Below are 26,238 nucleotides of genomic sequence, written 5' to 3'. Positions count from 1 at the left end.
CCCATAGCCGCCCCGCTGTCCCCTGCCGGTTCGTCCGCCCGGCCGGCGGCCCACTTCCGCCCGGTCGGCAGCCCGATGGACCGTACCTGCGTGGTCGGCGTTTGTCTTCCCTGATGTCCGACCCTGCCATCCGGGGTCAAGCCCCCGCCGCGCGCCCCTGGTCGGGCCCGGTCCGGCCCGCGTGGTCACGCTCCGTCCGGCCGGTGTCCACGTGCCGTCCGTGTGCCGTCCAGCCGCCACACGCCGGGCCGGCTGCGCACGAGAGTTCACGTCGCGCACTAGGGTTGTCAGGTGACCGACGAACCACCCCTGCGCCGTCGGGCCGCCGAAAGTCGTGCGGGAAACGGACCGCAGCACCCGTCGCCCACCATCGAGGCGGCGACGGACAGCACCCCGACCTCCGGCGGGCCCGTACCGTTGACCGCTCCGCGTGACGGCACACCCGAGCCGGTGGCGACACCGGACGCCCTCGCCGACGTGGTGGCCCGCTTCGCCGCCGGCACCGGCCCGGTCGCCCTGGACGCCGAACGCGCCTCGGGCTACCGCTACAGCCAGCGGGCGTACCTGGTGCAGTTGCGCCGGGCCGGGGCGGGCACGGTGCTGATCGATCCGCTGCCGTTGCCCGACCTGGGCGACCTGGACGCCGTGATCGGCGAGGCCGAGTGGGTGCTGCACGCGGCCAGCCAGGATCTGCCCTGCCTGGCCGAGCTGGGGCTGCGCCCGCGTCGGCTCTTCGACACCGAGCTGGCGGCCCGGCTGGCGGGCTTCGAGCGGGTCGGGTTGGCCGCGCTGACCGAGCAGCTCCTCGGCTTCACGCTGGAGAAGCACCACTCGGCCGCCGACTGGTCGAGCCGGCCGCTGCCCGAGTCCTGGCTGACCTACGCCGCCCTGGACGTGGAGCTGCTCACCGAGCTGCGGGACGCGCTCGACGCGGAGTTGCACCGGCAGGGCAAGTCGCAGTGGGCGGCGGAGGAGTTCGCCGCGCTGGTCCGCTCCGGCGCCCGCCCGCCCCGGGTCCGGGCCGAGCCGTGGCGGCGTACCTCCGGTATCCACCGGCTGCGGGGGGCGCGGGCGCAGGCCCGGGTCCGCTCGCTGTGGTACGCCCGGGACCAGATCGCGGCCCGGCGGGACGCGGCGCCGGGCCGGGTGCTGCCCGACTCGGCGATCGTCGCCGCCGCCGAACTCGACCCGAAGGACGAGCAGACGCTGCTGACCCTGCCCGGTTTCGGTGGCCGGTCGGTACGCCGGCTGGCGCGGACCTGGCTGTCCGCGCTCGACGACGCCCGGCGGCTGCCGGACGAGGAGCTGCCGGTCAACCCGACGGTCGAGGGCCCCCCGCCACCGCACCGGTGGGCGGAACGGGACCCGGTGGCCGCCGGCCGGCTGGCCCGGTGCCGGGAGGTGGTGGTCCGCATCGCCGGGGAGCACACGCTGCCCCCGGAGAACCTGATCACTCCTGACTCGGTCCGCCGGCTCGCCTGGCAGCCCCCCGAGGAGATCACCGAGCAGACCGTCGCGGAGGTGCTGCGCGGCTTCGGCGCGCGCGAGTGGCAGCTCACCCTGCTGGTCCCCACCCTCACCCCCGCCCTCCTCCCCACCTCCTGACCCTTACGCCCTGATCCCGCCTCGACCTGCGTCCTTTGGTCGATCAAGGGGTTCGCGTCCGGCCCCGGCCTTCCGGTGACGCGAACCCCTTGATCGACGCGGCCGGGCGGGCGGGCAGGAGGAGGGGAACGGGGGTGGGGTGCGGGGTTGGTTACTGGCGAGTAGCATTTGGGGAAATGCCAGTGCCGGCAAGGAGGCTCCAAGTGCCCCGTGAAGTTCGGGACGTCGTCTTCGTCGACGGCGTCCGCACCCCGTTCGGCAAGGCGGGTGGCATGTACGCCCACACCCGCGCCGACGACCTGGTGATCCGATGCATCCGTGAGCTGCTGCGCCGCAACCCGCAACTACCGCCGGAACGGGTCGAGGAGGTCGCCGTCGCCGCCACGACGCAGACCGGCGACCAGGGCCTCACCATCGGCCGGACCGCCGCCCTGCTGGCCGGCCTGCCCAAGACCGTTCCCGGCTTCGCCATCGACCGGATGTGCGCGGGCGCGATGACCGCCGTCACCAGCGTGGCGGGCGGCATCGCGATGGGCGCCTACGACGTGGCCATCGCCGGTGGTGTCGAGCACATGGGCCGGCACCCGATGGGCGAGGGCGTCGACCCCAACCCACGGATCCTGGCCGAGAAGCTGGTCGACCCGTCCGCCCTGGTGATGGGGGCCACCGCGGAGAACCTGCACGACCGCGTCCCGCACGTCACCAAGGAGCGCGCCGACGCCTTCGCGCTCGCCTCGCAGGTCAAGACCGCGAAGGCGTACGCCAACGGCAAGCTCCAGCCCGACCTGGTCCCGGTCGCGATCCGCGACGACGAGGGCGGCTGGGGGCTGGCCACGGCGGACGAGGCGCCCCGGGAGACCTCGCTGGAGAAGCTCGCCACCCTGAAGACCCCGTTCCGGCCGCACGGGAAGGTCACCGCGGGCAACGCGGCCGGCCTGAACGACGGCGCCACGGCCAGCCTGATCGCCGCCGAGTCCACCGCCCGCGAGCTGGGCCTGCCGGTCGCCATGCGGCTGGTGTCGTACGGGTACGTCGGGGTGGAGCCCGAGGTGATGGGGGTCGGCCCGATCCCATCGACGGAGAAGGCGCTGCGCGTCGCCGGGCTGACCATCGACGACATCGGCCTGTTCGAGCTGAACGAGGCGTTCGCCGTGCAGGTGCTCGCCTTCCTCGACCACTTCGGCATCGCCGACGACGACCCCCGGGTCAACCAGTGGGGTGGCGCGATCGCCATCGGGCACCCGCTCGCCTCCTCCGGCGTCCGGCTGATGACCCAGCTCGCCCGGCAGTTCGCCGAGCACCCCGAGGTCCGCTACGGCCTCACCGCCATGTGCGTGGGCATCGGCATGGGCGGCAGCGTGATCTGGGAGAACCCACACTGGACGGAGTCCGGCGAGCCGGCACAGCGGGAGGGTGGCGACAAGTGAGCCTCACGGCACCGAACGAGGTGGTCACCCGGGCGCTGGTCCGCCAGGTGACCGTACCGGGGCTGGACCGGCCGGCCGCCCTGATCACGCTCGACAACGGACACGACCACACCAAGCCGAACACCTTCGGCCCGGCCGGGCTGGCCAGCCTGGACGAGGCGATCAGCACCGCCCTGGCGGCGGACCCGGCCTTCGTCGCGGTCACCGGCAAGCCGTACATCTTCTGTGTCGGCGCGGACCTCACCAGCCTGCCGCTGCTGGCCGACCGGGACCAGGCGCTGGAGATCGGCCGGCTCGGTCACCGGGTCTTCGCCCGGTTGAAGGACAGCGCCGTACCCACCTTCGCCTTCGTCAACGGCGCGGCGATGGGCGGCGGCCTGGAACTGGCCCTGCACTGCCACTACCGGACCCTGTCGGCGGGCGCGAACGCGCTGGCGCTGCCCGAGGTCTCGCTCGGTCTGGTCCCCGGCTGGGGCGGCACCCAACTCCTGCCGAACCTGATCGGCATCCCCGCCGCGACCCAGGTGATCATCCAGAACCCGCTGATGCAGAACCGGATGCTCAAGCCGAAGCAGGCCGCCGAGATGGGCGTCGCGGACGTGCTGCTGGAGCCGGCGGACTTCCTGGAGCGGTCCCTGGAGTGGGCCGCCGGAGTGGTGCGGGGCGAGGTCACCGTGACCCGGCCCGAGGTCGACAAGGACATGTGGGCCGGCGTGCTGTACTTCGCCCGGCAGACCCTCGACCAGCGGCTGCACGGCGCGGTGCCGGCCGCGTACGCGGCGTTGGACCTGTTGGAGACCTCGAAGGACGCCGACTTCGCCACCGGCACCGCCGCCGAGGACGAGGCGCTGGCGGACCTGATCTTCTCCGAGGAGCTGCGCAGCGGCCTGTACGCCTTCGACCTGGTGCAGCGGCGGGCCAAGCGGCCGGCCGGGGCGCCGGACAAGGGGCTGGCCCGGCCGGTCACCAAGGTCGGCATCGTCGGGGCCGGGCTGATGGCCAGCCAGCTCGCGCTGCTGTTCGCCCGCCGCCTCCAGGTGCCGGTCGTGCTGACCGACCTCGACCAGGCCCGGGTGGACAAGGGCGTGGGCTACGTGCACGCCCAGATCGAGAAGCAGGTCAGCAAGGGCCGGATGGACAAGGGCACCGCCGCCAAGCTGTACGGCCTGGTCAGCGGCGCGCCCACGGCGGAGGCCTTCGACCCGTCGGCGTCGGGCCGGCGCACGTCGTTCGCCGACTGCGATGTCGTCATCGAGGCGGTGTTCGAGGACCTGGAGGTCAAGAAGCAGGTCTGGGCCGACCTGGAGAAGGTCGTCACGCCCGAGGCGGTGCTGGCGACGAACACGTCCTCGCTGTCGGTCACCGCCATGGCGGCCGACCTGGCGCACCCGGAGCGGGTGGTGGGCTTCCACTTCTTCAACCCGGTCGCCGTGCTGCCGCTGCTGGAGATCGTGCGGGGCGAGCGGACCGACGACGCCACCCTGGCCACCGCGTTCGCCGTCGGCAAGCAGCTCAGGAAGTCCTGCGTGCTGGTGAAGGACGCCCCGGCGTTCGTGGTCAACCGGCTGCTGACCCGCTTCCTCGGCACGGTCTTCGCCGCCGTGGACGCCGGCACCCCGCTGGAGGTGGCGAACAGCGCGCTGGACCCGCTGGGCCTGCCGATGCGTCCGCTCTCGCTGCTCCAGCTCGTCGGCCCGGCCGTGGCGCACCACGTGGCCGGCACCCTGCACGCCGCCTACCCGGACCGGTTCGCGGTCAGCGAGAACCTGCGGCGGATCGCCGAGTCCGGTCAGCCGGTGGTCGTCGACGACGAGATCAACCCGGAGGTGGCCACGCTGCTGGTGGTCGGCGACCAGCCGCTCACCGCCGAGCAGGTCCGCCGGGACGCGCTCGACGCGCTGGCGCAGGAGGTCCGGCTGATGCTCGACGAGGGCGTCGTCGCCGAGGCGCAGGACATCGACCTGTGCCTGATCCTCGGCGCGGGGTGGCCGTTCCACCTGGGCGGCGTCACGCCGTACCTGGACCGGACCGGGGCCAGCGAGCGGGTCACCGGCCGGCGGTTCCTGCCGCGTGGGGCGGCGAGCCTGCCCGCCTGATCCCCGTACCCCCGCCCGTCGCGGTGGCCGGTGGCGTCCCCGACGTCCCCGGCCACCGCGACGGCGTTCCACCCGAGTGATGGCCGGCAGGGACAGTGGCCGGCAGGGACGGCGGCCTTCAGGGGCGGCGGCCGGCGGCAGCGAGACCCTACGATCACCCGACCACCCGATCATCGCTTCTCGCCTGGAGTCCGACCGATGTCGCAGCCGCCGGCCGCCCCGTACCCTCCCCCGGCGCGCGGGTCGCGCCCGGCCCGGGTCCTGCTGACCGTGGTCGCCGTGGTGCTGGCGCTCTGCGGGGGCGGCACGGCGGTCGCCTGGTACGCCCTGCGGGACGAGGTGGTCGAGGTCGTCGAGGCGACCGGCACCCGGGTGGTGGCCCCGGAGACCCTGGCCGGCCGGCCGAAGGTGACCGACCCGGAGTTGCAGCGGCTCGCCGACCAGGCGGTCGGCCAGATGCGGTCCACGGTGCGGGACGGGAACAGCACCGTGGCCGGCTTCTACGGCGACCCCGACACCGGGGACCTGGTCATGGTCGCCGCAACCGCCGGGCTGCTCGCCGACCCGGAGCGGGAACTCGACCGCAGCGTCGAGGGGCTCGCCACCGACCTGGGGGTGGCGACCGTCGCCCCGGTGGAGCCGGGACCGCTCGGCGGCGCGGCGCGGTGCGGCGACGGGCGGGCCCAGGGCCTGCCGCTCGGGGTCTGTGTCTGGGCGGACCGGGGCAGCCTCGGCCTGGTCGTCCTCTTCGACGCCGCCGGGGCGGACGCCCGCGCGGAGTTCGTCACCATCCGGGGCCAGGTCGAGCGGCGCGACTGAGCCGGGCCGCCGGGCGGCCACCCGCGACCCGGCCCGGCCCACTGGCTCAGCCGAGCCACCAGGCGATCACCGCCAGGGTGACCATGGACAGCGCGGTGCTGGCGATGACGCTGCGCCGGGCCAGCGAGCCGGCCTGGCCGTACTCCCGGGCGTAGATGTAGGTGTTCTGCGCGGTGGGCAGCGCGGCGCAGACCACCAGCGCCAGGAGGGCGGTCGGACCGAGGCCGGCGAGCGTGCCGATCAGCCACGCCAGGGCCGGCTGGACGACCAGTTTCAGCCCGGAGAAGACCGCCACCTGGGCCCCCTCCCCGGCGGGGCGCTCCCCCCGGGTGTTCAGCGACAGGCCGAGCGTGACCAGCGCGGCGGGCACCGCCGCCGCGCCGAGCAGGGCCAACGGGTCGGCCACCAGATCGGGTACCCGCCAGCCGAAGCCGGAGCAGGCCACGCCGAGCGTCAGGCCGGCGATGACCGGGTTACGCAGCGGCAGGCTCAGCAGCCGCCCCGGCCGCAGTCGGCGCCCCGCGCCCAGATCCAGCAGGATCAGGATCACCGGGGTGACCACCAGCACCTGGAAGAGCAGCACCTCGGTCAGGAACGCCGCGCTGCCCAGCACCTGCAACACCACCGGGATGCCCAGGTTCGCGGCGTTGACGTACCCGGCGGCCATCGCCGCGATGGTCGCCTCCCCCACCCCGGGCCGGGCGACCTCCGCCGGGCCGGCGGTGTCGTCCGGCCCGCCCCGCCGCCCCCACGGGCCCCGCAGCTTCCAGGGGCCACGCAGCTTCCAAACGCCACGCCGACGCCACCGGCCGCGCCCGTCCGGCCGACTCGCGCGACCGAACCGGCGCAGGACCGGGCCGGTCAGGGCGAAGCCGAGTCCCATGGTCACCACGGTGCTGACCGCGAACGCGCCGAGGGCCCGGGCGTCGAAGGTCAGCGGGTTGCGCGACAGCGCGGTGAACAGCGCCGCCGGCATGGCCAGGTGGAAGACGAACCCGCCGAGCACCCGGTCGGCGTCCGCGCCCAGCAGCCGGTACCGGCCGGCCAGCCAACCGATCCCGGTCAGCAGCCAGATCGGGACGAAGGCCGCGAGCACCCGGGCAGCCTACGGGCCGGTCGGCACCCGCTCGACGCTGCCCGCGCGGGGTAGGGTGACCGTCACCTCCAGGCCGCCGCCGTTCTGCGCGACCACCCGGACCCGGCCGCCGTGCGCGCCGCAGACGGCCCGGACGATGGAGAGCCCCAGGCCGGAGCCGCGCGCCCCGGTCCGTTCCCGGCCACCGCGCCGGAACGGCTCGAACAGCCCCGGCACGTCCGCCTGGTCCACCTCGAAGCCGGTGTTGCCCACCACCAGCCAGGAGTGCTCCCCCTCGGTGCCGGTGCGCACCCAGAGCCGCCCGTGCAGGTGGTTGTAGCGGACCGCGTTCTCGATGAGGTTGCCGGCCAGCCGGTCCAGCAGGCCCGGATCGCCGACCACCGGCGCGGGCGCCAGTTCGGTCTCCACCCGCAGGCCGATCCGCTCCACCTCGCGCCGGACCGCCGACAGCGCGTTGGCCGTGCCGTGGGCCAGGTCGCACTCGGTCCGCCGGCCCAACGGCCGACCGGACTGGGCCTCGCTGCGGGCGAGCACCAGCAGCGCGTCGACCAGTCCGTTGGCCCGCTCGGAGGCGTCCCGGACCACGGTGGCCATCCGGCGGTACTCGGCGGTGTCCGCCTCGTCGTCGCTGAGCGTCACGTCGATCTCGGTACGCATCACCGCCAGCGGGGTCCGCAGCTCGTGTGAGGCGTTGGCGACGAAGCGCTTCTGCGCCTCGAACGCCTCGGCGAGCCGGTCCAGCATCGCGTCGAAGGTCTTCGCCAGCTCGGCCACCTCGTCGTCCGCGCCCTGGTACCCGATCCGCTGGTCGAGGGTGGCCTCGCCGAGCCGCCGGGCGGTGGCGGTGACCTGGTGCAGCGGGCGCAACGCCCGGCCGGCGACCGCGTACGCCCCGGCGACGCCGACGACGCTGATCCCGACCAGCGCGAGCAGGCCGGTGACCAGCAGCTCCCGGGAGGCCGCGTCGGCCACCTGCTGCTGCCACCGCCCCGCGTCCAGCACCCGGCCGTCGGCGAGCACCACCGTGCTCTCCGGGGCCAGCTCGTCGGTGAGCCGTACCCCGTCCCGGACCAGCAGCCAGGCCAGGAACAGCAGGATCGCCCCGGTGCCCACCAGCAGCACCCCGTTGAGCAGGGTGAGCCGCAGGCGCAGGGTGGGACGCAGGCGGGGGCGGCGGGTCACGCCGGCACCTCGGCGGTGCGGTAGCCGGCGCCGACCACCGTCTCGATCAGCGACGGGTCACCGAGCTTCTTGCGCAACGTCATCACGGTGACCCGGACGATGGTGGTGAACGGGTCGGTGTTGGCGTCCCAGACCCGCTCCAGCAGCTCCTCGCTGGAGACCACCGCCCCGCGCGCCTTGAGCAGCTCGGCCAGCACCCCGAACTCCTTGTTGGTCAGGTCGACCGGCGCCCCGCCCCGGGTGACCACCCGGCGGGCCGGGTCGAGCACCAGGTCGGCCAGCTCGAAGACCGGCGGCGCGGCCGGGGTGGCCCGCCGGCCCAGCGCCTGCACCCGGGCCACCAGCTCGTCGAAGGCGAACGGCTTGGGTAGGTAGTCGTCCGCGCCGAGCTGCAACCCCTCCACCCGGTCGGCGACCGTCCCGCTGGCGGTCAGCATCAGCACCCGGGTCAGCGCGCCGGAGGCGGCCAGCTCCGCGCAGATCTGGTCGCCGTGCACACCGGGCAGGTCACGATCCAGGATGATCACGTCGTACCGGGTGACGAAGGCGGCCTCGTGCCCGCTGTCACCGTCGTACGCGACGTCCACCGCCATGCCCCGCTTGCGCAACCCGCGCGCGATCGCGTCGGCGAGGTTGCGCTCGTCCTCCACCACCAGTACCCGCATACCGGCCCTCCTCCCCACGCCCCGGACCCAACCTAGTGCCGCCCACCGCTCAGTGGCGCAGCGGCCACACCCCGAAGCCGTCCCGGGTCCGGCAGAGCAGCCGGCCGGCCTCCACCTGGCAGTCCCGGTCGGCACCGGGCAGCACGTCGAGCAGCCGCACCTGGGCCGTCTCGACGTCCAGCTCGGCCACCAGCAGTCCCCGCTCCCCGGCCGGGCGCACCAGGACCGGGTTGCCCGGCCGACCGGACCGGCTCCGGGCCGCGTCCCACACCCCGACCCGCCCCAGCACCCGGCCGGTGACGGCGTCGAGCACCCCGTACGTGCCCAGCTCCCCGGTCTGGCCGCCGGTGGCGGCCAGGACCAGCAACCGCTCCCCCTGGTCCCGCCAGACCCACCAGCCGTCGGTCTGCCAGCGGGTCCGGCCGGTGCCGCGTTCCACCCCCGACATGGGACGGTTGCGCTGGAACGCGCAGAGCATCGTCGGCCCGCAGGAGACGAAGTACTCGACCCGGGGGAAGAAGCCGGTCCAGCGCACGTCGAGCCGGTCCAGCCCGTACGCGGTGACCGTCGCCGTGGCGCCCTGGCTGACCAGGACCAGGTCGTCGACCACCGAGACGTACGGACGGGCCGTCGGGTCGGCGGCGACGGTGACCCGCCCCAGCACGGCGCCCGTGTCGGCGGAGCGGACCTCGATCCGCCCGCCGGGGGCGGTCAGCACCATCCGGTCGATCCGGCCGTCCCGGGTCACCAGCGCGACCCCGTCCGGGCGGGTCGGCAGCACCCAGATCGGGCGACCGGTGGCCACCTCCACCACCCGGGCCTCACCGGCGGCGCCCCGGCCGCTGCTGAGCAGCAGGTTGCCCCCGGTGGTCAGGCTCCCGGTGCCGGGCTGACGCCAGTGCCGGTCGCCGGTCGCGGCGTCCAGGACCACGGTGCCGCCACTGGACTCGTCGACCCCGGACGCGATGACCAGCCCGTCGCGCACCTCGACGTCGAGGAGCCGGACCAGACCCGGCACCGAGGCCTCCCACAGCTTGTCCAGGCCGGCCCCGGGGCGGCCCGCGGTGGGCAGCGCCCAGGCGGTCAGCCGGGGAGTGCCCCCGGTCTCCGCGCCCTGCCGTTCGAGCACGAAGAGCCGGTCGTCGACGAGCGACGCGGTGGCCCCGACGGTGGCCGGCAGGGTGGCCGCCGCCCGCTGTTCCAGCGGCCCGGAGGCGGCCGGCGTGGCACACACCAGCACCAGCACCAGCACCGACCACAGGCCGCGCCGGGGCGGGCGCGGTCGGCCGGTGGCCGGCGGCGGCGGCGCGTCGCGCCGCACCTCACCCAGATCGATGATGGTCACCGGTCGTCCTTCCCCGCCCACCGGCCCGGCCGGGTCCGGGCGGGTTCGCCTGTACGATGGCCCGTCGTGGCTGTGCCGGTGGTTAATCCCTCAGTGAATTCCAGGACCGGATCCGCCCCGGGCGGACCCGACGCGACACCACCGCCCCGGCGGCCCCGACGCCGCCCGAACCGGGCCGACACACTGGCCATCGGAGCCTATGTTCTGCTCGGTGTCTTCGTCTGCTTGAACTACTGGGTCGACGTCGAGCAGAGGGTTTCGTCACACCTGCCGACCGACCACAGTTGGTTCGAGTGGCTGTTCTCGCACGGTGCGTACTCGGTCCGGCACCTGGAGAACCCGCTCTTCTCGTTGCGGCAGAACGCCCCGGACGGGGTGAACATGATGGCCAACACCTCGATGCTCGGGGTGACCCTGCCGCTGGCCCCGGTCACCTGGCTGTTCGGCCCGCAGGTGACGTACGCCCTTTACCTGGGCGGGGCGCTCGCCGCGACGGCCGCCACGTCGTACTGGGTGCTCTCCCGGTACCTGGTGCGGTCGCGGACGGCGGCGTTCATCGGCGGCGCGTTCCTGGGTTTCGCCCCCGGCATCGTGCACCACGCCAACGGCCAGCCCAACTTCGTCTCGAACTTCCTGCTCCCGCTGATCATGATCCGGGTGCTCCGGCTCGGCGAGCCGGGACGGTGGCGACGCAACGGCATCGTGCTCGGGCTGCTGGTGGCGTACCAGATCTTCATCAACGAGGAGATGCTGCTGCTGACCGCGCTGGCCTGCCTGGTCATCGTGGTGGCGTACGCGGCGCAGCGCCCGGCGGCGGCCCGCCGGCAGGCCGGCACCTTCCTGGCCGCGCTCGGCACCGGCGGTGGGCTGGCCCTGCTGCTGACCGCGTACCCGATCTGGTTCCAGTTCAACGGACCCCAGTCGTACCGGGGTCTGCAGGGCGGGGTCTTCCACAGTTGGGGCGAGGACCTGGCGGCGTTCGTCACCTTCCCCCGGGACACCATCGCCGGTGACCCGGCGGTGGAGCAGACCATCGGGCTGACCGAGCAGAACACCTGGTTCGGCTGGCCGCTGGTGCTGCTGTCGGTGGTCGCCCTGGTGCTGCTCTGGCGTCGGTCGCTGGTCGCCCGGATCACCGGGATCGTCGCGGTGCTCTTCGCAGCCGCCTCGCTGGGCCCGCGCATCCGGCTCGGCGGCACCGAGACCGAGGTGTACGGCCCCTGGCACTACATCCCGGCGGACCTGCCGCTGATCGAGATGATGATGCCGACCCGCCTCACCCTGGTCACCACCGGCGCGCTCGGTGTCCTGCTCGCGCTGGCCTGGGAGGGGGTCTCCCGGGCCGGCCGGCCGGCCCGCACGGTGCCGGCCCCCCGCGCGCCCGAGGCCGACCCGGCCCCAACCGAATCCACTGCGGACGGTGCCGCCGAGCCACCGGCCCCGGCCTCCTCGGGCCGCCCGCGCCGCCGCTGGCTGCGGCCGGTCGGGTACGCCGCCGTCGCGCTCGCCGTGCTGCCGCTCTTCCCCCGGCCGCTGCCGGCCGAGCACATCGACCTGCCGCCGCAGTTCATCATGTCCGGGGCCTGGGAGGAGTACGTGCCGCCGGGCCGCACCCTGGTGCCGGTGCCGATCCCGAGCAACGTGCACGGCCTGCCCACGCTGCGCTGGAGCGCGCTGACCCAGCACGAGTTCCCGATCCCGGCCGGCTACTTCATCGGCCCCGGCCCCCACGACGAGGGGATCTTCGGCGCGCCGAACCGGCCGACCAGCACGCTGATCTACTCCACCATGGACAAGGGCGAGGTGCCGGAACTCACCGAGGAGAACCGCCGCCAGGCCGCCGAGGACCTGCGCTACTGGCGGGCCTCCGTCGTGGTGCTCGGCGCCCACCCGCGCGAGGCGGTCCTGCGGGACCTGATGACCGGCCTGCTCGACGCCCAGCCGCAACGGGTGGACGACGTCTGGCTCTGGGACGTCCGCGACTGACCGCCCGGCCGCCGGGTCAGCCAGGTAGGGCCACCCGGCAGCCGGCCGGCGGTGTCACCGCACGACGTCACGCACGGTAATGGGCGCGACGAGAAGGATGCTTGTGACGCGCATACCCGTCAGGAATAAATATTCCGCACAGGTATATGGCGCGGAAGGACATCGCTCCCCGGCAGCCTGCGGCGAGGGGTGGGCGGGTCAGCCCCGGGACTCGGTCAACGGGCGGACGTCCCACACCCAGACGTCCAGCTCCTGCCGGGCCGGGCCGGCGAACTGCTCGACGGTCTGGCGCAACGGCTCGGAGTTGGGCTGGCTGAGCGGGAGCACCAGCACCGCCGCCCGCCAGTACCGCAGCTCGTCGAGGGAGCGGCGGCGCTGCCGGTCGTCGAGCTTGGGCGTCCGGCCGGTGGCGGAGACCTCCTCCAGCAGCGCGCCCATGCCGTTGGGCCGGCCGCCGAAGCGGCCCGGGTCGCCGGTGGTGGCGTTGCGCGGGGCCAGGAAGTACCCACCAGGGATCTTGAAGTCGAGGTTGGTGGAGGCGGCCCAGCGCATCCCGTGCGTGTTGCCCATGCTCGGCACCGGGATCGGGACCAGGGTCTGGTCCGGCCCGACGTACTCCCGCCACCGGTCGGCGGTGATGAACTCCGGCACCGGCGGTCGGGTGGTCATCTTCAGCGGCATGGGCGCAACCGGCAGCAGCGCGAGGACGAGGCCGGACACGGCCAGGGTCCGGCGGGTCCTCGGGTCGGCGATCTTCAGCGCCCGGACCCGGTCGGCGGCGATCGCCAGCAGGATCCCGATCACCACGGTGGTGATCATGCCGAACCGGGTCGGCACCACGGCGTCGAGCAGCGGCAGCCGGACCAGCAGTTCCCAGGGGCCGGGGATGAGTTCCCGGTCCCACCAGGTGATCCGCTCACCGAGGGAGAGGATGATGAAGAACGCCCCGGTCGCGGCGAGCGCCCGGACGATCAGCTCCCGGCGCAGCCAGGCCACGATGCCGATCGAGATCAGCGCCAGGCTCCAGCCGAAGAAGGCGTTCTCCTCCGAGTAGTTCGGGGCGAGGTTCACGTTGGCCCGCCGGTCGCCGCCGAGGGTGGGCGAGCCCTGCGCGAAGAGCGCCGCGATGTCGTTGCCGTAGTCCTGCACCGCCGAGCTGAGCCCGTGGTACGCCATCGGCCCGGCGAACTGGATGTAGAGCGGGTACGCCAGCAGCGACCCGGCCACGACGGTGCAGGTCAGCACCGCCTTGCCCAGGGGCCGCCAGGCCGCCTTCCACATCCCGGGCCGCTGCACGACCACGGCGATGAGGAAGATGCCGCAGGCCATCGCGGTGAAGAGCAGGATCTCCTCGTTGATGAACGCCTGCCAGACGACCAGCAGGGCGAGGATCGCGCCGTCCCGCCACGGCCGGGTCGACCGGGTGATGACCATGACCCGCCAGACGATGAACGGGAGCAGCCACTGGCTGATGATGTTCGGGTGCCAACTGGCGTGCGACAGCATCGCCGGCGAGAAGCCGCAGAACCAGCCGCCGACCGCCGCCGCGAGCGGGCTGCGCACCACGTGCCGGGACAGGACGTAGTACCAGGCGAAGGCGGTGCCGGAGAGCGCGAACGTGATGAGCACCACGAACGACACGGCCGGGCCGAAGAGCAGGGTGATCGGCACCATCGGGATACCGAGGGCGAGGATGGCCGTGTTGGCCATCAGGTTGACCCCGTCGGGGTAGTTGAACTGGTCGGTGTAGAAGGGGAACTCGCCGTGCAGCACCACCCGTACCGAGTGGGCGAGGAAGAACTGCACCTGCGCCGGGTCGCTGACGTACAGCGACGCCACCCGGCCGGCCGGGTCCACCCAGATCTGGCTGGTCACCCAGAGCGCGGCCAGCAGGAACAGCGCGTACGCGGCCAGGTCCCGCCGTCGCCGGCTGGCCCACCACGGCCGCCGGCCGCCGGACTCCCCGCCCGCACCGGGCGAGCCACCCCCCGTGGCGGTCGACGGGTCGGCCGCTGACCGCCGGTCGACCCCAGGTTCCGGCACCGCCACCGCTGCGCCCCGACCATCGACGCCGTTGCGCCTGGTGGCGGGGTCGGCGACGGTCAGGGTGTCGGTGTCCAGCGAGGCGGCACGGGTCTCGGCAGGGGTCACAGTCGGCGGAGTCTACCCGAGCGAGATTGCGGCAAAATGTCCCGGGTCAGTCCATTGTGGTGGTCGACCAGGGGTTCGACTGACCGGCGCCGATCGAGGTGAGGCCGCCGTCCGCGCTGGCCGGACATCTCGTACTATGTGGCTTCCGCACACGACCGGCACGACGATCGGGGGCGTACGAGGTGGCTGCAGTCCGCCGATCCGGCACGATGGCCACCACCCTAGCGGCAGTGCTGCTCGTCACGACGGCCTGTGGCCCCGACACCGCCCGGCACCGGGCCGACCTGCGCGTCGGCTACGACAGCCGCGACGGTGACCTGGAGGTGTGGCCGGCGCGTGGCTCGCTGGTCGACGACGCGGCGGCGACCTCCTCGATCACCGAGGCGGTCCGCGACTGGCGTTCCCCGATCGACGACCGGGCGCACATGCCCACCTCGGGCATCCTCTACTCCGGCGAGGTCGACGGCGGGCGGCTCGCCCTGGTCGCCGCCGACGTGCCCGGCGAGGCCGCGTCCTGGCTGCTGCAACTGCGCGCCGACGACGCCGGGTACCGGGTCGAGCGGGCCACCGAGTACACCGACTCCGGCTATCTGGTCTACGCCGACGTGCTGCCGGTGCACACCCCGGACGGCCGCCGGTACTTCACCTCCGAGCGGGTGACCCGGCTGCTCGGCCCGAACGGGCGGGCCCTGGACAAGGCCGAGGGGCTCACCGAGCCCGTCGACGTGCCGGACTGCGCCGCCGTGCCGGTGACCGCGACGCTGCGCTCCACCGCCTCCCTGCCGCGCGGCCGGGCCGCGGACCGCCTGCTCGACCTGGGTACGGCCACCAGCGACCCGCGCTACCCGCTGGTCCGCGACGAGGGCGGCTCCGGCCGGCGGGCCCTCACCGGGCTGGACACCTGCGTGCTCGCCGGCGAGAAGGGGCCGTTCGGCAGCATCCCGCGCCGGATCGGCGACCGGGACGCCCCCCGGTCGGTGCCCGAGTCCTGGCCGATCAGGAAGCTGACCGCGCGGAGCCTCGGCGAGGTCTCCCTCGGCGGTGGCGACCGGGGCAAGCTGGAGCAGTTGAGCTGGGACACCGACGCGGGCACGATGACCGCGGTGGTGTACCGGCCGGCCGGGGAGGACGCCCCCGTCGTCTCCCGCGCCGACCGGGCCAACCCGCTCCAGTTGTACGAGCTGCCGGTGCCGGGGCAGCCGCTGGTGGTGCTGAGCTGGCAGGACAACCGGGACAGCATGCTGTCGGTCCCCCCGGGCACCCCCCGGCTGGTGGACCGGGCGGGGCTGGCGGTGATCCCGCAGCCGTCCGGCCGGGAGACCTTCAGCCTGGCCGAGCCGGAGAAGACGTACTACCGCTCGGTCGGCGGCCGGTAACCACCGCCCCCCGGAGTGACCGCCCCCGGAGTGACCGGCCCCCGGACGTGACCGGGCCGGCCGCGCGAGGCGGCCGGCCCGGTCCTGTTCCGTCGGTCAGTTCTGCGCGCCGGCCTCCCCGGCCCGCAGCCGGACCGGCTCGACCGGGCGGGAGTCCAGGCCGGAGATCCAGCCGGTGACGTCGCGGGCCACGTCCTGGGCGGTGAGGCCGAGGTCGGCGAGGATCTGCGTCCGGTTGCCGTGCGGGTGCCAGCCGGCCGGGACACCCAGGTCACGCAGCGGCACCCGGACGTCGGCGTCACGCATCGCCTGGGCGAGGGCGTCGCCGACCCCGCCGACCCGTACCCCGTCCTCGACGGTGACCACGAGCCGGTGCGTGGCGGCCAGGTCGACCAGCTCGGCCGGGACCGGGCGGACCCAGCGCGGGTCGACCACGGTGACCCCGTACCCCTGCTCGGCGACCCGGGCGGCGACCTCCATGCCGAGGTGGCCGAAGGAGCCGACCGCGACCAGCAGCACGTCGGTGCGGGCGGACTCGGCCAGCACGTCGACGGGGCCGACCCGGCGCAGCGCCGGCAGGTCGGCGGCGACCGCCCCGGTGGGGAAGCGGACCACGGTCGGGCCGTCGTCGACGGCGATCGCCTCGCGCAGTTCCTCGCGGAGCGTGACAGCGTCCCGGGGCGCGGCGATGCGCAGGCCCGGCACCACCCCGAAGACGGACATGTCCCAGATGCCGTAGTGGCTGGGCCCGTCCGGGCCGGTGATCCCGGCCCGGTCCAGCACGAAGGTGACCGGCAGCTTGTGCATCGCCACGTCCAGCAGGACCTGGTCGAAGGCGCGGTTGAGGAAGGTGGCGTACACGGCGACCACCGGGTGCAGCCCGCCGAGGGCCAGCCCGGCGGCCGAGGTGGCCGCGTGCTGCTCGGCGATGCCGACGTCGTAGGTGCGCTCGGGATACTTGCGGGCCAGCTTGGCGATGCCGGTCGGCTCGGCCATCGCGGCGGTGATCCCCACCACGTCGGGCCGCTCGTCGGCGATCTGCACCAGTTCGTCGGCGAAGACGTGGGTCCACTTCACCGCCGAGGCGGCGACCAGCTTGCCGGTCTCCACGTCGAAGGCCCCGCCGGGACCGTGCAGGCAGTCCGCCTCGTCCTGCTCGGCGGGACGGTAGCCGTACCCCTTGCGGGTGACCGCGTGCACGATCACCGGGCCGCCGAAGCTCTTCGCCGCCCGCAGGGCCGACTCGACGGCGGCCACGTCGTGCCCGTCGACCGGGCCGACGTACTTGATGCCCAGGTCCTCGAACATGGCCTGGGGGGCGACCGCGTCCTTGATCCCCTTCTTGACCGCGTGCAGCACCTCGTACATCGGCTTGCCGACCAGCGGGGTGGAGCCGAGGGCGTCCTTGACGGTGTCCAGCACCTTCTCGTAGCTCGGGTTGAGCCGCAGCGAGGAGAGGTGGTCGGCCAGGCCGCCGATGGTCGGGGCGTAGGACCGGCCGTTGTCGTTGACCACGATCACCAGCGGGTTGCGGGCGGCGGCGATGTTGTTCAGCGCCTCCCAGCACATCCCGCCGGTCAGCGCGCCGTCCCCGACGACCGCCACCACGCTGCGCTGCTCCCCCCGCAGGGCGTACGCCTTGGCCAGGCCGTCGGCGTAGGACAGGGCGGTGGAGGCGTGCGAGTTCTCGATCAGGTCGTGCTCGCTCTCGGCCTGGCTCGGGTACCCGGAGAGGCCGCCGCGCTGCCGCAGCCGGTCGAAGCCGGCCTGCCGGCCGGTGACGATCTTGTGCACGTACGCCTGGTGACCGGTGTCGAACAGGAGCCGGTCCCGGGGCGAGTCGAAGACCCGGTGCAGGGCGAGGGTCAGCTCCACCACACCCAGGTTCGGGCCGATGTGCCCGCCGGTGCGGGACACCTTCGCGATCAGGAAGTCACGGATCTCGGCGCTGAGAATGTCCAGTTCCTCGGCGGACATCCGCTTGACGTCCTGCGGACCGCGCACCGTGGCCAGCAGCCGGCCCTGGTTGGTCGTGTCCTGTTCACCACTCATGACCGCAGAGTCTATCGGCCGCCCGGTACTCCGCAGCCCGGCGCAAGGTCGACCCAGCTCAGCACCCCGACGGGCGGAAAGGAAGGGCCCCCTGTTAACGCATCCGGTAGGTGAAGGGCCCCTTCCTAACACCCGTCGGGGCCGGGCGGGAGCAGCAGGCCGACCAGCTCCACGTGCTGGGTCATCGGGAACAGGTCGAAGCCGCGCAGCGCGGCCAGCCGCCAGCCCAGCCCGGCGAAGGTCCGCACGTCCCGGGCGAAGGCGGCCGGGTCGCAGGCCACGTACGCCACCGCGCGCGGGCCGGCGGCGACCAGCGCCCGCACCACCGGGGCGCCCGCGCCGCTGCGGGGCGGGTCGAGCACCACCACGTCGACCGGGCCGGTGATCCGGCGCCGGGCCAGCGCGGTCTCCACCCGGGCGGCGACCACCTCCACCGAGGGCAGGTCGCGCAGGTTCTCCCGGGCGGCCCAGACGCCCTGCGCGGCGGCCTCGACCAGGGTGATCCGGGCGGTCGGGCCGACCCGGTCGGCGAGCGCGGCGGCGAAGAGCCCGGCACCGCCGTACAGGTCCCAGGCGGACTCGCCGGGCTGCGGGTCGAGCAGGTCGAGCACCGCGTCGACCAGGGTGTCCGCCGCCGCCGGGTGCACCTGCCAGAAGGCCGCCGCCGGTAGTTCCCACTCCCGGCCGGCGGCCACCTCGCGCACCGTCGCCGGCCCACGGACCGGACTCGCCGCGCCGGCCGTGACGCTCGACACGCCCACCTGGCCGCCGGTGCTGGCGACGGTCTCCACCGCCTCCGCGTCCGGCCACCGGGTGGCCCCGAGCACCGGTAGCGCCTGGATCTCCGGGTGGGCGATCAGACAACGGTCCACCGGTACGACCTCGTGGGACCGGTGCTTGAGCAGCCCGGCCCGGTCGGCGGCGTCGACCGCGTACCGGACCCGGGAACGCCAGCCCAGCGGGCCACCGGGCAGCGCCTCGACGCGGACGCCGAGCCGGTCGACCTCGGTGTCGGTGAGCCCGCCCAGCCGGGTGAGCTGTTCCCGGACCACGGCCGCCTTCCAGGCCAGTTGGGCGGCGGGGGCGACGTGTTGCAGGTCGCAGCCGCCGCAGCCGCCCGGTGTGGCGTACCGGCAGGGCGCCTCGACCCGGTCCGGCGACGCCGCCAGCACGGTCACCGCGTCGGCCCGGACGAACCCCCGGTGCACCTCGGTGACCTCGGCCACCACCCGTTCCCCGGGCAGCGCGTGCCGGACGAAGACCACCTGGCCGGCCACCCGGGCCACGCAGTGCCCACCGGGCGCCACCGCGTCGACGGTGACCTCGACCCGGTCCGCCTCGACCAGCCCGGGGCGCTCCACCGGCTCCGGACCGGCCGCGGTGGGAACACCCGCCGTGGAAACACCCGCCGTGGAAACACCCGCCGTGGGAACACCGGCCGTGGGATCGCCGGCCGTGGGATCGGTGGCCGTCGTGGTGCCCCTGCTCGGGCCGGTACGGTCCAGTCTCGCCTCAGTCACGGGTGCCAGTCTCGCTCGCGTCCTGCGGGCCGCCAAGGCTCCCACCGGGCTGGTCGGCGCCGATCGGCGCGACGACCGGCGGCAGGGTGCTGCGCGGGGCGACCCGGGGCCCGCGCGCCGGGCCCTGGCTCAGCGCCGCGTCGAACCGGTCGAGGTTCTTCGTGGCGGTCGAGGCGAGCTGCCAGGGGACACTGGTCACCATCACCCCGGGCTCGAAGAGCAGCCGCCCCTTGAGCCGCAGGGCGCTCTGGTTGTGCAGCAGGTGTTCCCACCAGCGGCCGACCACGTACTCGGGGATGAAGACGGTGACCACGTCGCGCGGTGACGCCCGCCGGGTGGAGGCGACGAAGTTCAGGATCGGCCGGGTGATCTCCCGGTACGGCGAGTCGACCACGGTGAGCGGGATGGGCAGTTCCCGCCGCTCCCACTCCTGCTGGAGCTGGCGGGTGTCGGACTCGTCGACGTTGACGGTGACCGCGGTGATCGTGTCGGGGCGGGTGGCCCGCGCGTAGGCCACCGCCCGCAGGGTCGGCTGGTGCAGCTTGCTGACCAGCACGATGGCGTGGTTGCGGGCGGGCAGCACGGGCCGGCCGTCGTCCGGGGTCAGCTCGACCGCGACCTGGTCGTAGTGCCGCCGGATGGCCACCATCAGCCCGTACATCACGGCCATCGCGACGATCGCGATCCACGCGCCGAGCAGGAACTTGGTGATCAGGACGATGACCAGGACGGCGCCGGTCAGGCCCATGCCGAAGGCGTTGATCGCCCGGGAGCGGACCATCCGGCGGCGTGCCTCCGGGTCGCGTTCGGTGCGCAGGTGCCGGTTCCAGTGCCGGATCATGCCGGCCTGGGAGAGCGTGAAGGAGACGAAGACCCCGACGATGTAGAGCTGGATGAGCTTGGTCACCTCGGCCTGGAAGCCGACGATCAGCACGATCGCGAAGACCGCCAGGAAGACGATGCCGTTGGAGAAGGCCAGCCGGTCACCCCGGGTGTGCAGTTGCCGGGGCAGGTACCGGTCCTGGGCGAGGATCGAGCCGAGCACCGGGAACCCGTTGAACGCGGTGTTCGCGGCCAGGAAGAGGATCAGCGCGGTCGCCGCGGCCACCACGAACAGCAGCACCGAGCCGGAGCCGAAGACCGTCTCGCCGAGCTGGGTGGTGACGGTCTTCTGCACGTACCCCTCGGGGCCGGAGACGATCTGCACGGCGGGGTCCTCGACGAACTGGAGCCCGGTCAGCCGGGACAGCCAGATGATCCCGACCAGCATGGTCACCGCCACCGTGCCGAGCAGCAGCAGGGTGGTCGCGGCGTTGCGGCTCTTGGGCGCCTTGAACGCCGGCACCCCGTTGGAGATCGCCTCCACGCCGGTCAGCGCCGCGCACCCGGAGGAGAAGGTCCGCAGCAGGAGGAAGATCAGGGCGAACCCGGTGACGCTGTGCTCGGCCTGGATCTCCAGGGCGGCGCTGGGCGCGCGCAGGTCGTGCCCGAAGACGAAGATCCGCACCAGCCCCGTGAGGATCATCCCGACGATCACGATCATGAAGCCGTAGGTGGGGATGGCGAAGAGGTTGCCGGACTCCCGGATGCCCCGCAGGTTCAGCGCGGTGAGCAGCACCACCGCGCTGACCGCGATGAGCACCTTGTGCTCGGCCACGAAGGGCACCACCGAGCCGAGGTTCGCCACCCCGGCGGAGACCGACACCGCCACCGTCAGCACGTAGTCGACCAGCAGGGCACTGGCCACCCCGATGCCGAACCGGGGGCCGAGGTTGACCATGGCCACCTCGTAGTCCCCGCCACCGGAGGGGTAGGCGTGCACCGTCTGCCGGTAGCTGGCCACCACGGTCAGCATCACCACCACGACGGCCAGCGCGACCCAGGGCGAGAAGAAGTACGCCGAGGCCCCCGCGATGGAGAGCGTCAGCAGGATCTCGTCCGGGGCGTACGCGACGCTGGACAGCGCGTCGGAGGCGAACACGGGCAGCGCGACGCGCTTGGGCAACAGGGTGTGCTTCAGGCGGTCGGACCGGAACGGTCGACCGAGCAGCAGCCGCTTCAGCAGCGAGGTGGGACGGGCCACATCCGCCAAGAGTACGACCAGGGTTCGGCCGGCACCGGGGGGTGGGTGAGGCTCGGTGGCGACCGGAGTACCGTCGGGTCCGCGCCGGCCGCCGCGACGTGGCAGGCTCGCAGACGACACACCCTCGGGTGGCACCTTTGGAGGGCCAGCGTGCATGTCGTGATCATGGGTTGCGGCCGGGTCGGCTCGACCCTGGCGCAGACCCTGGAGGCCCGGGGGCACACCGTGGCGGTGATCGACCACGACGCCGACGCGTTCCGCCGGCTCGGCCCGGACTTCGCCGGTACCACCGTCACCGGCGCCGGCTTCGACGGTGACGTGCTGCGGCAGGCCGGCATCGAGCGGGCGGACGCCTTCGCCGCCGTCTCCAGCGGGGACAACTCCAACATCATCTCGGCCCGGCTGGCCCGCGAGACGTTCGGCGTCTCCCGGGTCGCCGCCCGCATCTACGACCAGCGCCGGGCCCAGGTCTTCGAGCGGCTCGGCATCCCCACCGTGGCCACCGTCCGGTGGACCGCCGAGCGGATGCTGCGGCACCTCGTCCCCGACGGGGCCGTGGAGATCTTCCGGGACGCCACCAGCACGGTGTCGATCGTCGAGGTGCCGGTGCACCGGGACTGGATCGGCCGCCAGGTCCGCGACCTGGAGGCGGCCTGCGGGGCCCGGGTGGCGTACCTGATCCGGTTCGGCATCGGCACCCTGCCCACCGCCTCCACCGTCGTCCAGGAGGGCGACCAGGTCTTCATGCTGGTCACCGACGACATCGTCGCGGCCGTCACGGCGGGCGCGGCGGCACCCGAAGGGGGGCACTGAGCATGCGGATCGCCATCGCCGGGGCCGGCAACGTCGGCCGGTCCATCGCCCAGGAGCTGATCGACAACGGCCACCAGGTGTTGCTGATCGAGCGGCAGTCCCGGATGCTGCGGCCGGAACGGGTGCCCGACGCGGAGTGGATCCGCGCCGACGCCTGCGAGCTGACCAGCCTGGAGGAGGCGAACCTGGCCGACTGCGACGTGGTGGTGGCGGCCACCGGCGACGACAAGGCCAACCTGGTGGTCTCCCTGCTGGCCAAGACCGAGTTCGCGGTACCCCGGGTGGTCGCCCGGGTGAACCGGGCCGAGAACGAGTGGCTCTTCACCGAGCAGTGGGGGGTGGACGTGGCGGTGAGCAAGCCGCGCGTGATGGCCGCCCTGGTGGAGGAGGCGGTCAGCGTGGGCGACCTGGTCCGGCTGATGACCTTCCGGCAGGGCGAGGCGAACCTCGTCGAGATCACCCTGCCGCCGAACGCCCCGTACGTCGGTCAGCCGCTGCGCGCGGTGCCGCTGCCCCGGGACACCGCGCTGGTCGCCATCGTGCGCGGCAAGCGGGTGCTGGCCCCGACCCCGGACGACCCGATCGAGGCCGGCGACGAGCTGGTCTTCGTCTGCACGACCGAGGTGGAGGACGACGTCCGCGCGGTGATCCTGGGCCCGGACAGCGTGGAGCGCACCCGCAGCGGCGGCTGACCGCCTCCGAGGCGCGCTCAGGCGGTCTGCAGGGGCTCCGGGTCCCGGGTGACCCGGCGGACCGTCCAGACGGTGATCAGCAGCAGCAGCACGTACGGCGGGTAGCCCAGCACGAGCCGGGCCACCCCCAGGGCGGTGTCCTGGTGGGCGAGGTAGAGGCCGGCCTGGACGCCGACCTTGGCCAGCCAGACCACGCCCCAGAGCACGGTCAGCCCGGTGAACGTCCGCACCAGCCGAGGGTCCTGCCGCCACTCCGACTTGCCGCCGGCCACCAGCACCGACCAGATCCAGCCCACCAGGGGCTGCCGGATCACCGCCGAGAGCAGCAGCGCGACGCCGTACCCGATGCCGTAGAGGATGCCCGGGAGGTAGAAGTCCCGCTCGTCGCCCGTGCGCCAGGCGATGGCCGCGCCGATGGCGATCCCGAACAGGCCGTTGAGCGCGTGCCGGACCGGCCGGCGCTGGGCCAGCCGCAGGCCGGCGATGAGCAGCGCCACCACCACCGAGGCGATCACCGCGGGGCGCAGCTCGCCGACGATGTTGGCCAGCACGAAGACGACCACGGGGATGCTCGACTCGACCAGCCCCCGCCAGCCGCCGAGCTGGTCGGCCATCTGCTCGGCGAGACTGGGCAGTTGCTCCTCGTCCGCCGGGCCGCCCGGCGTCGTCGCCGTCCCCGGGTCGGCGGCGGGCTGCGCGATGCGCTGCGCCCCGGCCGCCGACACGTCCTCCACCTCGCCGCGTCCCGCCGTCACCTGCTGGGCTCCAGTTCGTAGTACGGGTTGTAGATGACCTTGCGGTCGTCACGGAGGGCGACCCGGCCCTGCGCGGTGAGATGGCGCCCCGGCTCGATGCCGACGATGTGCCGCCGGCCCAGCCAGACCAGGGTGACCACGTCGCTGCCGTCGTAGAGGTCCGCCTCCAGCGTGGGCAGGTTGGTGCGCGGGGTGTAGACGACCGTGCGCAACCGCCCGGCGACCGAGACGACCTGGCCGCGCCGGCACTGCCCGGCCGGCACGCCACCGGACTGGGCGCTCTCCCGGAGCAGCTCCTGCGCCTCGATCTCGGCCTCGCTCGCGGTGAGCCGGCGCAGCATCCGCCGCAACGACACCCGGCTCTCCTCGGCCGCCGTCATGACTCCGCGTCACCCCTCCGCCCGACCGGCGTACGCCGGTGCCGTCCGGCCCCGGAGACCTCCGGTACCGTCCCGCCAGCGTACGCCGGTTCGCGGCCCACCCGGCCCCGCTGTCGATGTGAAAGCACACCGGAACCGGGACCGGGTCGGCCGACGGCCGGGGTCGGGCGGCCCGGGGACACCCGGGGGCGCCCGGCTCGGCTCAGGCCCCGCGCTGGTCGGGGGCGGGCGACGGGCCGGGGGTCGAGCCGCCACCGGACTGGCCGGCCTGCTCGGCCACCTCCCGGGGCAGGCGCAGCGGCAGCGGCTCCCGCACCGGCTTCGCCTCCTGGCCCCGGTCGACCACCAGCCCGTCCAGGCACTCGGCCAGCGGGCCGGCGGCGGCCGGGTCGGTGGCGGCGGCACCCTGGTAGACGCCCCGGACCATCCAGCGCGGCCCGTCGATCCCGACGAACCGCAGATCGGTCAGGCCGTCCTCGGTACGCACCCGGGCGTGCAGCTCGGGGCCGTACTCCCCGGTCGCCTCCTGGGCCGCGGCGCCCTCGTTGAACAGCGAGCGCCGGATCTCCTCGCGTACCTCGTCCCAGATGCCCTCGGTCTTGGGCGCGGCGAAGACGCCGAGCTGGAGGGCGTTGTCCCCGTGCACGAGAACGACCTGCTGGACCACGCCCTGCGGATCGGCCTGCACCCGGACCTCGACCCCGGGTACCGCCGGGATGTGCAGGCTGCCCAGGTCGAGCCGCTGCACCCCGTCCGGCGCGTCCGCGATGTCGTACGGGCCCCGGGCGGCAGCCGCCGGCCCGGCGTCGGGAGAGTCGAGGACCTCGGTGGTCCGCTCGTCACGGGAGTGCCGTCCGGCACCGGCCCGCTTACGGGAGAAGATCACTGCGCCCACCCTCCGCTGTTCGCACTCACCCTGCCACCTCTTCCGTACGTCCGCCGGCCCGGTCCCGCGCCGGAGTCGTGACGAGCCCGGCGTGACCTCCGGTCGACCCGTGCCCGCCGGTGCCGCGCCGGGAGGCGGGCAGCTCCGGTACGGGCCGGAACTCGGCCCGTTCCACCCGTTGCACGACGAGCTGGGCGATGCGGTCGCCCCGGGAGATCTTCGCCGGAGTCACCCGATCATGGTTGATCAGGTTGACCATGATCTCACCCCGGTAGCCGGCGTCGACCGTACCGGGGGCGTTGAGCAGCGTCACCCCGAGCCGGGTGGCGAGACCGGACCGGGGGTGCACCAGACCCACGTACCCGTCCGGCAGCGCGATCGCCACCCCGGTCGGGATCAGCGCCCGGCCGCCCGGGGGCAGCTCCACGTCCACGGCGGCCATCAGGTCCGCCCCGGCGTCACCGGGATGCGCGTACGCCGGCAGCGGCAGTTCCGGGTCGAGCTGGCGCACCAGCACGGGTACGACGTCGGTCACCGTTCTCCTCTTCCGTCCGGTCCACGGGGTGCCCCTGCCATCCTGCCCGGTACGCCGACCGTGGTGCGCCGTACCCTCGGACTGTGAGCGTGTCGCCATCCTCGTCGTCCCCGGTCCGGTCCGCAGCGGCACCCCCCGGGTACTCCGAACGCCTCGCCCTGCCCTGGTGGCTGTGGCTGGCCGGGCTGGCCGCCGCCGCCCTGCTCGCCGCCGAGGTCTGGATGGGCGCGGCCGGGGTACGGGCCTGGCTGCCGTTCGCGGTGCTGGTGCCGGCCGCCCTGTTCGGGCTCTGGCGGCTCGGCCGGATCCGGATCGCGGTCCGCGACGGCGAGCTGCGGGTGGACGACGCCCGGCTGCCGGTGCGCTTCGTCGCCGACGCGGTGCCGCTGGACACCGCCGGCCGCCGCGAGGTGCTCGGGGTCGGGGCCGACCCGCTGGCCTTCGTGGTGCAGCGGCCCTGGATCGGCGGGGCCGTCCAGGTGGTGCTCGACGACCCGGCCGACCCGACGCCGTTCTGGGTGGTGAGCTCCCGCCGCCCGGTCGAGCTGGCCGCGGCGATCCTCGCCGCCCGCGACGCGGACCGCGACGCCACCTGAGCCCCCCGGCCCTGCCCCGCGCCACCACCTGACCCGGCCGGCCCTACTTGGCGACGCCGCTGACCTGGCCGGACGTGTCCCGCGCGACGTCGGCTGGCCCGCTCGCCCGCCACCGGGGCCGCCAGTCGGCTCCGCGCACGCCCCGACGTCTCGACGTGCCAGTGGACCCCACCGTGCC

The 26,238-nt window shown here is 74.0% G+C and carries 21 protein-coding genes; 9 read left to right on the top strand and 12 right to left on the bottom strand.

Translation table 11 applies throughout. The features are described 5' to 3' along the window. The first annotated feature begins 291 nt into the window (after nucleotides 1-291). The 4 genes from AWW66_RS13710 (at nucleotide 292) to AWW66_RS13695 (ending at nucleotide 5,947) form a co-directional block, all read left to right on the top strand. Nucleotides 292-1,605 carry a ribonuclease D gene (locus AWW66_RS13710; protein WP_067365201.1) on the top strand — a complete coding sequence of 438 codons (1,314 nt, stop codon included), beginning with the start codon at nucleotides 292-294 and terminating at the stop codon, nucleotides 1,603-1,605. 203 nt (nucleotides 1,606-1,808) lie between these two features. Then, a complete protein-coding gene (locus AWW66_RS13705) occupies nucleotides 1,809-3,032 on the top strand; it encodes a thiolase family protein (protein ID WP_067365197.1) in 1,224 nt (407 codons plus the stop codon). After that, the gene (locus AWW66_RS13700; RefSeq protein WP_067365194.1) at nucleotides 3,029-5,128 is read left to right on the top strand and encodes a 3-hydroxyacyl-CoA dehydrogenase NAD-binding domain-containing protein; all 2,100 of its coding nucleotides are present in this window, start codon (nucleotides 3,029-3,031) and stop codon (nucleotides 5,126-5,128) included. The genes AWW66_RS13705 and AWW66_RS13700 overlap by 4 nt, the downstream gene beginning before the upstream one ends. A gap of 198 nt (nucleotides 5,129-5,326) precedes the next feature. Beyond that, nucleotides 5,327-5,947 carry a hypothetical protein gene (locus tag AWW66_RS13695; RefSeq protein WP_067365191.1) on the top strand — a complete coding sequence of 207 codons (621 nt, stop codon included), beginning with the start codon at nucleotides 5,327-5,329 and terminating at the stop codon, nucleotides 5,945-5,947. Nucleotides 5,948-5,993: 46 nt separating this feature from the next. Here the strand turns inward: AWW66_RS13695 and AWW66_RS34390 are convergent, their stop codons facing one another. The 4 genes from AWW66_RS34390 to AWW66_RS13675 are packed head-to-tail and all read right to left on the bottom strand — an operon-like array spanning nucleotide 5,994 to nucleotide 10,235. Next, entirely contained in the window at nucleotides 5,994-7,043 is a 1,050-nt protein-coding gene (locus AWW66_RS34390) for an AEC family transporter (protein WP_067365188.1), read from the bottom strand. A gap of 9 nt (nucleotides 7,044-7,052) precedes the next feature. Then, a complete protein-coding gene (locus AWW66_RS13685) occupies nucleotides 7,053-8,225 on the bottom strand; it encodes a sensor histidine kinase (protein ID WP_067365186.1) in 1,173 nt (390 codons plus the stop codon). Beyond that, a complete protein-coding gene (locus AWW66_RS13680) occupies nucleotides 8,222-8,890 on the bottom strand; it encodes a response regulator transcription factor (protein WP_067365183.1) in 669 nt (222 codons plus the stop codon). Before AWW66_RS13680 ends, AWW66_RS13685 begins: the two co-directional genes overlap by 4 nt. A 49-nt stretch (nucleotides 8,891-8,939) precedes the next feature. Continuing rightward, complete coding sequence (locus AWW66_RS13675) at nucleotides 8,940-10,235, bottom strand: PQQ-binding-like beta-propeller repeat protein (protein WP_067365181.1); 1,296 nt, start codon at nucleotides 10,233-10,235, stop codon at nucleotides 8,940-8,942. Nucleotides 10,236-10,301: 66 nt separating this feature from the next. Between AWW66_RS13675 and AWW66_RS13670 the strand changes: the two genes are divergently transcribed. Then, nucleotides 10,302-12,221 carry a DUF6311 domain-containing protein gene (locus AWW66_RS13670; protein WP_067365178.1) on the top strand — a complete coding sequence of 640 codons (1,920 nt, stop codon included), beginning with the start codon at nucleotides 10,302-10,304 and terminating at the stop codon, nucleotides 12,219-12,221. Between the two features lie 198 nt (nucleotides 12,222-12,419). On the opposite strand, the gene AWW66_RS13665 is transcribed toward AWW66_RS13670, so the two are convergent. Continuing rightward, nucleotides 12,420-14,372, bottom strand: a complete 1,953-nt coding sequence (locus AWW66_RS13665; protein ID WP_067365175.1) for a DUF6311 domain-containing protein — start codon at nucleotides 14,370-14,372, stop codon at nucleotides 12,420-12,422. 182 nt (nucleotides 14,373-14,554) lie between these two features. Here AWW66_RS13665 and AWW66_RS13660 point away from each other — a divergent pair, with 182 nt between their 5' ends. Beyond that, nucleotides 14,555-15,748 carry a hypothetical protein gene (locus AWW66_RS13660; RefSeq protein WP_396890647.1) on the top strand — a complete coding sequence of 398 codons (1,194 nt, stop codon included), beginning with the start codon at nucleotides 14,555-14,557 and terminating at the stop codon, nucleotides 15,746-15,748. A 96-nt stretch (nucleotides 15,749-15,844) separates the two neighbouring features. Here the strand turns inward: AWW66_RS13660 and dxs are convergent, their stop codons facing one another. From dxs to AWW66_RS13645, 3 genes are all read right to left on the bottom strand, one after another. After that, a complete protein-coding gene (gene dxs, locus AWW66_RS13655) occupies nucleotides 15,845-17,800 on the bottom strand; it encodes a 1-deoxy-D-xylulose-5-phosphate synthase (protein WP_067365170.1) in 1,956 nt (651 codons plus the stop codon). A 125-nt stretch (nucleotides 17,801-17,925) separates the two neighbouring features. Then, nucleotides 17,926-19,161: a class I SAM-dependent RNA methyltransferase gene (locus AWW66_RS13650; protein WP_067365168.1), complete on the bottom strand. Its 1,236-nt coding sequence runs from the start codon at nucleotides 19,159-19,161 to the stop codon at nucleotides 17,926-17,928. A 151-nt stretch (nucleotides 19,162-19,312) separates the two neighbouring features. After that, nucleotides 19,313-21,403: an APC family permease gene (locus tag AWW66_RS13645; RefSeq protein WP_067365165.1), complete on the bottom strand. Its 2,091-nt coding sequence runs from the start codon at nucleotides 21,401-21,403 to the stop codon at nucleotides 19,313-19,315. A gap of 150 nt (nucleotides 21,404-21,553) precedes the next feature. Between AWW66_RS13645 and AWW66_RS13640 the strand changes: the two genes are divergently transcribed. Together AWW66_RS13640 and AWW66_RS13635 are read left to right on the top strand one after the other, a co-directional pair. After that, a complete protein-coding gene (locus tag AWW66_RS13640; RefSeq protein WP_067365162.1) occupies nucleotides 21,554-22,216 on the top strand; it encodes a potassium channel family protein in 663 nt (220 codons plus the stop codon). Nucleotides 22,217-22,218: 2 nt separating this feature from the next. Further along, nucleotides 22,219-22,908, top strand: coding sequence for a potassium channel family protein (locus tag AWW66_RS13635; RefSeq protein ID WP_211271939.1), 690 nt, complete (start codon nucleotides 22,219-22,221; stop codon nucleotides 22,906-22,908). A 17-nt stretch (nucleotides 22,909-22,925) separates the two neighbouring features. On the opposite strand, the gene AWW66_RS13630 is transcribed toward AWW66_RS13635, so the two are convergent. From AWW66_RS13630 to dut, 4 genes are all read right to left on the bottom strand, one after another. Further along, nucleotides 22,926-23,609: a DUF3159 domain-containing protein gene (locus tag AWW66_RS13630; RefSeq protein WP_067365220.1), complete on the bottom strand. Its 684-nt coding sequence runs from the start codon at nucleotides 23,607-23,609 to the stop codon at nucleotides 22,926-22,928. A gap of 50 nt (nucleotides 23,610-23,659) precedes the next feature. Further along, nucleotides 23,660-24,043 (bottom strand): OB-fold nucleic acid binding domain-containing protein, encoded by a 384-nt coding sequence (locus AWW66_RS13625; protein ID WP_067365160.1) that lies wholly within the window; start codon nucleotides 24,041-24,043, stop codon nucleotides 23,660-23,662. A 202-nt stretch (nucleotides 24,044-24,245) separates the two neighbouring features. After that, entirely contained in the window at nucleotides 24,246-24,929 is a 684-nt protein-coding gene (locus tag AWW66_RS13620; protein ID WP_067365157.1) for a DUF3710 domain-containing protein, read from the bottom strand. Between the two features lie 25 nt (nucleotides 24,930-24,954). Then, nucleotides 24,955-25,464: a dUTP diphosphatase gene (dut, locus tag AWW66_RS13615; protein ID WP_067365154.1), complete on the bottom strand. Its 510-nt coding sequence runs from the start codon at nucleotides 25,462-25,464 to the stop codon at nucleotides 24,955-24,957. Nucleotides 25,465-25,553: 89 nt separating this feature from the next. On the opposite strand from dut, the gene AWW66_RS13610 reads away from it, so the two are divergent. Then, the gene (locus AWW66_RS13610) at nucleotides 25,554-26,060 is read left to right on the top strand and encodes a DUF3093 domain-containing protein (protein WP_067365151.1); all 507 of its coding nucleotides are present in this window, start codon (nucleotides 25,554-25,556) and stop codon (nucleotides 26,058-26,060) included. Nucleotides 26,061-26,238 lie beyond the last annotated feature (178 nt).

Origin of the sequence: Micromonospora rosaria (assembly GCF_001567585.1) — a bacterium.
GTDB classification, from domain to species: domain Bacteria; phylum Actinomycetota; class Actinomycetes; order Mycobacteriales; family Micromonosporaceae; genus Micromonospora; species Micromonospora rosaria.
This window is presented reverse-complemented; position numbering and strand designations above follow the sequence as displayed.

Coding starts and splice junctions, on each gene's coding strand:
- AWW66_RS13695 (WP_067365191.1), top strand. CDS start 5,327: ATGTCGCAGCCGCCGGCCGCCCCGTACCCTCCCCCGGCGCGCGGGTCG.
- AWW66_RS13680 (WP_067365183.1), bottom strand. CDS start 8,890: ATGCGGGTACTGGTGGTGGAGGACGAGCGCAACCTCGCCGACGCGATC.
- dxs (WP_067365170.1), bottom strand. CDS start 17,800: ATGAGTGGTGAACAGGACACGACCAACCAGGGCCGGCTGCTGGCCACG.
- AWW66_RS13635 (WP_211271939.1), top strand. CDS start 22,219: ATGCGGATCGCCATCGCCGGGGCCGGCAACGTCGGCCGGTCCATCGCC.
- AWW66_RS13625 (WP_067365160.1), bottom strand. CDS start 24,043: ATGACGGCGGCCGAGGAGAGCCGGGTGTCGTTGCGGCGGATGCTGCGC.